The organism is Brevundimonas sp. 01N35 (assembly GCF_056399785.1).
Map to the genome: position 1 here is coordinate 1 of NZ_JBFTRZ010000026.1, position 4,506 is coordinate 4,506.

Genomic DNA, 4,506 nt, shown 5'->3' on the forward strand with positions numbered 1-4,506 from the left:
AAGCAACTATTCAAACGTCAGATCACGTTCTACGCGCCGGTCTATAAGCGCCGTCTCAAAAGAGGCGAGGAAGCGCCGCCCCCCACCAAAATCCAAGTCCGTTGGGTCGGTGTGGTCAAATACCAGGACGGCGAGGGCTGGATTGAACTTAGCTGGGTTCCCGAACTGCACCGCCATCTCGCGGGCATCCAGAAGCACTTCACCACCTACAAGTTGGCCCAAACCTCAGCCCTGCGTTCGGCCTACTCATGGAAACTGCTGGAACTGCTGATGCGGTTCAAAACGGCCGAAAACACCGAAAGCTGGGCCGTATACGACGTGGACGATTTCCGCCTGGCTATGGACGCGCCCCCGAGCAGCCAAGACTTCGCCCAACTCAAACGCCGGATCATCGACCCAGCGGTCAAAGAGCTACAGGCAAAGGACGGCTGGTCGATCCAGTGGAAGGCGATCAAGAAAGGGCGCCGGGTCGCCAGCATCGAATTCAAGTTCCGCCACAACGACCAGCTCCGGCTCGACATCTAACCCCCGCCGCCCATACGGTGCGCGGAGAGGCGGGGGATGTTTCAACGCTCCTGGCTCTGTGGCTAAGAAAGAAAGGGCCGGGCAGCGTGATGCGCCCGGCCCTTTTGAATTCAGCCGATTCAGGACACCTTCGAAACCTCATTTAGAAGGTTTCGAAAATGGAACTTCGAATGTCACTGGCCGAAGCTGCGGCCCTGACAAAGACGCCCCTGAACACCCTCCGATCCCGCTGGAAGGCCGGTAAAGTAAGGGGCGAGAGAGACAACGCCGGAAAGATATGGGTCTGGATAGACCCTGATCTGGTGGGTTCGAAAAAGCGCACTTCGAAACCTTCGAAGGGTTCGAGCGATGCGGCTATTGAAGCCCTCACGGCTCAACTGGATCGCGCCCATACCGAACTCGAAACCCTGCGCCCAAGGGCGGCTCTGGTCGAACGCCTGGAAGCTGAGAGGCCTGTTCTCCTGGGCCAGCTCGAAGACCTGAAGGCCGACCGGGACGCATGGCGCCGCCTGTCGGAGCGGCGAGGGTTCTGGGGCCTATTCCGCCGTTAAGCGGACACTCCGAAATTCCGCCAAGGGTGGTGAGCGGTCGTTACGTCGCCGGAGGAACCGCCCCGAGCAGCCGAACCTCTTCACCCGACGCGACGATCTCTTCACCATCAAAGGTCCGCAAACCGTAGATCGGTTTTCCAGTGGGATCAGACACATGCTTTTCGGCTTGGAGCACGAAAACCGGACGGGTTGAGCCACCCTCATCCTGCCAAAGCGCATACTGAGGAATAGTGGTCGGGTAGGGCTCGGCCTTTAGGCCATCGCTAGTCGCCTGAGAAAATACAGCATCGCCTAGATCGATGTCTTCCGCCGTCGCCACCCGGCCTAGCATAAAGCCGCTCTCGGGCAATGACGGCCAAGCAGCTTCATGCGGAGCGCGCTTTTTAAGCCAATTCTTGAACATGGCAGAACCTTCGCGCAGCCCGCCAACGTCCGCAATGGGTCGTTTGCGGACATTGGCTTCAGGCCTGAAAGCCGACGCTAGTTCGCTCAAGCGAACTGGCGTGTGTTACAATGCACTTGCTTGGCAACACATGAGGCATTCACATGAACGAAGCCACCTTCACCTTCCGGGTCGATGAGGGCCTGAAAAGCGAGTTCACGACGGCGGCTAAGTCCAGTGATCGGAACGCCGCCCAGGTGCTGCGCGGCTTCATGCGGGACTACGTGCGCCAGCAGCAGGAGGCCGCCGAGCATGACGCCTGGTTCCGTCGCCAGGTGCAGAGCGGAATCGACGCCGCCAACGCCGGTGATCTGATCTCGGCCGAGGAGGTCGAGGCCGAGGCGACGGCGTGGCGCGAGGCGACGCGGCAACGGTTGGCGTCGCACTCGTGAGGCTGGTCTGGACCCGGCCAGCGAGCATCGACCGGAAAGACATTCGCGAATACATCGCGGCGGACAATCCAACCGCCGCCCTGGCGTTGGACGAGCTGATTTCCGAGAAAGCCGCTCGCCTTGCCGATGATCCCGGCCTTGGCCGGATAGGGCGCGTCCCTGGAACACGCGAGCTGGTGGCGCACCGAAATTACGTCCTGGTCTATGACACGGCCGACGACCAGGTTCGCATTCTTCGGGTGCTGCACGCCGCCCGCCAGTGGCCGGCGCCTTAGGGGTTCGGGGGCCGCGCCCCTGACGGCCCAAAGGGCCGCCTTCCCCCGTAGGGGCTCACCTTTGCGGCACGCAAAGTATAGTGAGTATATTTCTGTTCCTGAAATCGCTACGCTGGGTCATGTCCTACGCCATCCTCCGCGTCGCCAAGCTCAAGACTTTCGGCCAGATCGGGGGTTCGCTGAGCCACACCTTCCGCACTCGCGACACCCCGAACGCGGACCCTGCCCGGCTTCACCTCAACGAGAACCACGGCCCCCAGACGCCCGCAGAGATCCAGGCGGCGTTTAAGGAGATCCTGCCCGAGAAGCGCCGGTCGGATGCGGTCCTCGGCCTCGAATATCTGATCACCTTCTCGCCCGAGTTCGGCCAGTCGAACGACGGCGCCGCCTACTTCGAGCAGGCCCGCGCCTGGCTGGTCGAGCGGCATGGGGCCGAGAACGTCGTCAGCACCCACGTCCACCGCGACGAGACGACCCCGCACATGGTCGCCTACGTCGTCCCGATGAAGGAGGGCCGGCTGCGAAGCACGGCCTTCATCGGCGGGCCGCAGATGCTCTCCGAGATGCAGACCGACTTCGCCCAGGCGGTCGGTCGGGAGTTCGGCCTGGAGCGCGGCGTCGAAGGGTCGAACGCCAAGCACCAGACCATCCGGGAATACTACGCCAGGGTGAACGAGGCTCCGTTGGCGGCGAAGGTCGAGTTCCCGAAGGAGCGCGAGAAGCGCGGCGTCGTCGGGAAGGAGACGGACGAGGAATTCGCCACCCGCGTCGCCCGCACCGTCCACGACAAGATGATTGGCGGGTTCGTGAAGGGGCAGGAGCTGGCGGCGGTGCAGCGCCGGGAGCGCGATCAGGCGCGGGCCGTCGGTCAGAAGGAACGCCAGGTCGAGAAGCTGAAGGGCGATCTGTCGGCGTGGGAAAAGGCGACGAAGGGCCTCTCCCCGGAGGGCGTGGCCGCCATGCAGAAGGCCGTCACGACGAAGACCAGGGAGACGCTCGCGCTCGCCAAACGGGCCGCGCAGAACGTCGTCGGCCACTTCGTCCGGTGGATCGACCAGGACCGTTTCGAGGTCCGCGACCGGGCGACCTACCTGAACCAGACCATCGACGCCCCCAACGGGGCTGCCGTCCTGCGCCTGGAAGGGGTCAAGGAGGGTGATCTAGTCAAGGTGATGGGGGAGAACGCCCAACTCGTAGAGCGGGCCTCTGAGCGGTCCCGCGGTCCTGATCTAGGCCGAGGGCGGTAGGGCTTCCCACTGCTCACCGGACGGGTCAGAATCCGGCCCATGCACCCAGCTGACCAATTGTTCCTGAACTTCGCCGTGGAAATCGGGGTTGCCGCCATGACGGTCATCGTCGGCAGCATGATCCTGACCCGGCTGACCCGCCCCCGGAAGGGGCCTTAGAGCGCCCTCAGGGCCGTTCCCGCCCCCTTTCCGCCCCCTAGTCCTCGCCAAGCCTGCAACGGCTCCTGCGGACGCTACGAGGGCCGGTTGGCACGACCGGGCGCGCGCGGCCCGTTAGGGCCGCACCTAGCGCCTATGATCTCGCCGCTAGGCGAGGCCGGTCTTCTCCTGGGCTTCAACGGGCAGGACGCTCCACAGCACGTCTCGCGCGCGCAATTTTTAAAGTTTTTAATAGTTTTTAAGGGCTGCAAACATTTGTTTTTAAAAGGAAAATTGGGGTCTTTTCTGACAGTTTCCGATCAAAGCCTGACAGTTTCCGATCAAAGCCTGACAGTTTCCGACCGCTATCCACAGGGCGCGGGCCACTTCTGACAAAGATTATCTACGTCAGAAGTGATCGGAAGTTGTCATAGTTAGGCGAAACATGACATCGTAGATTCGCGCCAGAAGTGATCGGAAGATGTCAGATTTAGCCCTCCTCCTAGATGAAGACGACGAAGCCCTACCGCCGCTGGAGCCAGTAGGCGAAGCCGATCCGATCGGCCCTGACGGCACCCGCTACGTCACGATGAGCAACGCCCTAATCCGCGCTGGGCATGGGCTATCTCTCTCGGAAAAGAGGATCGTCGCCCTAGCCATCGCCAAGATGGATTCAAAGGGGCGGCTCCGCACGGCTCCCGACATCAGCCGCATCTACGCCCACGAATATGCAGAAGCCTTTGAGGTGGCCCCGAACACGGCATACGAGGCCCTTCAGGACGCCGCGAAGCAACTATTCAAACGTCAGATCACGTTCTACGCGCCGGTCTATAAGCGCCGTCTCAAAAGAGGCGAGGAAGCGCCGCCCCCCACCAAAATCCAAGTCCGTTGGGTCGGTGTGGTCAAATACCAGGACGGCGAGGGCTGGATTGAACT

7 protein-coding genes are annotated in these 4,506 nt (G+C 62.1%); 6 read left to right on the forward strand and 1 reads right to left on the reverse strand.

Going from position 1 to position 4,506, the window contains the following annotated elements; genetic code table 11:
* On the forward strand, positions 1-525 hold a 525-nt coding region (locus AC1DJ5_RS14555), incomplete at its 5' end, for a RepB family plasmid replication initiator protein (RefSeq protein WP_477021057.1).
* A 170-nt stretch (positions 526-695) separates the two neighbouring features.
* The gene (locus tag AC1DJ5_RS14560) at positions 696-1,076 is read left to right on the forward strand and encodes a hypothetical protein (RefSeq protein WP_477021058.1); all 381 of its coding nucleotides are present in this window, start codon (positions 696-698) and stop codon (positions 1,074-1,076) included.
* A gap of 40 nt (positions 1,077-1,116) precedes the next feature.
* Here the strand turns inward: AC1DJ5_RS14560 and AC1DJ5_RS14565 are convergent, their stop codons facing one another.
* On the reverse strand, positions 1,117-1,479 hold the full coding sequence (locus AC1DJ5_RS14565) for a hypothetical protein (protein WP_477021059.1): 363 nt from the start codon (positions 1,477-1,479) through the stop codon (positions 1,117-1,119).
* 143 nt (positions 1,480-1,622) lie between these two features.
* Here AC1DJ5_RS14565 and AC1DJ5_RS14570 point away from each other — a divergent pair, with 143 nt between their 5' ends.
* From AC1DJ5_RS14570 to AC1DJ5_RS14585, 4 genes are all read left to right on the forward strand, one after another.
* Positions 1,623-1,910, forward strand: a complete 288-nt coding sequence (locus AC1DJ5_RS14570; RefSeq protein ID WP_477021060.1) for a CopG family ribbon-helix-helix protein — start codon at positions 1,623-1,625, stop codon at positions 1,908-1,910.
* Positions 1,907-2,185, forward strand: coding sequence for a type II toxin-antitoxin system RelE/ParE family toxin (locus AC1DJ5_RS14575; protein WP_477021061.1), 279 nt, complete (start codon positions 1,907-1,909; stop codon positions 2,183-2,185). The genes AC1DJ5_RS14570 and AC1DJ5_RS14575 overlap by 4 nt, the downstream gene beginning before the upstream one ends.
* An 80-nt stretch (positions 2,186-2,265) precedes the next feature.
* Positions 2,266-3,432 (forward strand): MobV family relaxase, encoded by a 1,167-nt coding sequence (mobV, locus tag AC1DJ5_RS14580; protein ID WP_477021062.1) that lies wholly within the window; start codon positions 2,266-2,268, stop codon positions 3,430-3,432.
* 619 nt (positions 3,433-4,051) lie between these two features.
* Positions 4,052-4,506 (forward strand): replication initiation protein (locus tag AC1DJ5_RS14585; RefSeq protein ID WP_477021063.1); only part of this gene is annotated, 455 nt, incomplete at its 3' end.